The organism is Streptomyces siamensis (assembly GCF_039543605.1).
Lineage (GTDB): Bacteria > Actinomycetota > Actinomycetes > Streptomycetales > Streptomycetaceae > Streptomyces > Streptomyces siamensis.
In genome coordinates this window covers 1-1,684 of the sequence record NZ_BAABKB010000064.1, presented here as the reverse complement: position 1 = coordinate 1,684, position 1,684 = coordinate 1, and the positions used below count along the sequence as shown (strand labels likewise).

1 protein-coding gene is annotated in these 1,684 nt (G+C 65.6%); it reads right to left on the bottom strand.

Going from position 1 to position 1,684, the window contains the following annotated elements:
- Nucleotides 1-25: 25 nt before the first annotated feature.
- Nucleotides 26-1,261: an IS110 family RNA-guided transposase gene (locus tag ABEB03_RS43715; protein WP_345658675.1), complete on the bottom strand. Its 1,236-nt coding sequence runs from the start codon at nucleotides 1,259-1,261 to the stop codon at nucleotides 26-28.
- Nucleotides 1,262-1,684 lie beyond the last annotated feature (423 nt).

Below are 1,684 nucleotides of genomic sequence, written 5' to 3'. Positions count from 1 at the left end.
GAAAGACATCTCACGGTGCTAAGAGTCAAGCCGGAGCGGCTTCGAGGAGCGGGGCGAACGCGCGGTGTTCATCGTAGGGAACCTGGTGTTGTAGGCAGTGATGGAGCATTCCCAACATACGGTTGAACAGGTTGCGTTGGGCGGAGGCGTGCCAGTCACCGCGGTCGCGCCGACGGCGATAGTGGGCATTGGCGCCGGGTGAGACGGTGATGGCGGCGAAGGACCACAGGTAGCCAGCGTGGGTGAGCCGGTTGTTCTTGACGAAGCGACGTCCGACGTACCGCTTCTTGCCGGATGCGCGTGTGATCGGGGCTGATCCGGCGTATGCCTTCAGCGCACGTGCGTCCGCGAAGCGGTCGCGATCGTCTCCGATCTCGGCGAGAATCCGGGCGCCGAGCAGGTAGCCCAGGCCGGGAAAGCTTGTGATCAGCTGGGCGTCCGGATGCTGGCGAAACGATGATTCCACTGCTTCGGCAAGGGATTCGGTGCCCTGGGCTGCAGCGTCCAGTTGCTGCAGCAGGACAAGCATCTGCTTGCCCATGGCTTCCTCGATCAGCGGCGGCTGATGGGCGTACTCGGCCCGGAACGTCTCTTGAAGGCGCTTGGTCTCGGCCTCCGTGTATCGCTGACGGCCGCCGCGCTTCAGAGCCGCCCTGATCTGTGCTTTGGTGAGCTTCGCCGCGGCCGTGGGGGTAGGAGCGAGCGCCAGAATGGCACGAGCTTCGGGATGAGCGAGACCGCCCTTGCGGCCGGTGATGAACGCGTTGAGCGCCGCCGGGTAGAACTCGCGCAGCAGCGAACGGAGCTGATTGGCGGCTTGCTGACGGTGCCAGACCGCGTCTTGCTGGGCGCGGGCCAGGACGGCGATGGCCTTGGCGAGTTCGCTGTCCGCGGGCAGCGCTCGGTGGGCGTGCATGTCGGTGCGAAGGATGTTCGCCAGGACGAGCGCATCGCCGGGGTCGGACTTCTTGCGCGAGACACTGTGACGGTCGCGGTAGCGGGCAGCGGCAAGCGGGTTGATCGCGAACACCTGCCGTTTTCCCGTGCGCAAGATCGCGACGAGGAGGCCGCGGGAGGTCTCGATCGCTGCGGGTATCGGCTCGGATTCTGTGTCGCCGTGTTCGGCGAGCAGGTCAAGCAGCTGCTGGTAGCCGGCAGCATCATCGGTGATGCGGGCCTTGGCGATCAGCGTTCCGGTCGTGTCGACCAGGGCAACATCGTGGTGCCGTTCCGCCCAGTCGATGCCACAGAACACGCTCATCTAGGTTCCCTCCGCTCGTCGTTCACGCTGGTGGCGAGCACATGCGGGCCACGCGACGCTCTAATGCCAGGACTCAGAGGTCCGCCATCTCACAAGCCGTTCGCGGCACCAGCGCACCGCGCGGGCCTCGGTCTCGCCCAGAGCTCGTGGCTCGCAGAGACGAAGGGAAGGTCACCGTGCGGCGGGCTCGCGTCACGAGGAACAACGAGGCGCGCGTACTCGTGTTGCGCGGGTTCGTGGTGATCAGAGAGCGTCGGGCGCTGCCAGTCTTTCAATAGGCATCGCCGTGCCGAAGAGGGTTCGGAGTCATCCCGACGCCCGCTGACCACCACGAAGGCCGCTGCGGAATCGGTGCCAGTCTTCAAGGGGACCTCATCGGTCAGAAGGACCCGAGGCATCCGCTCCGCACTGCATTAGAGGGTG

Excerpts from the sequence above, each read along its gene's own strand:
- ABEB03_RS43715 (WP_345658675.1), bottom strand. The coding sequence starts at position 1,261 with ATGAGCGTGTTCTGTGGCATCGACTGGGCGGAACGGCACCACGATGTT.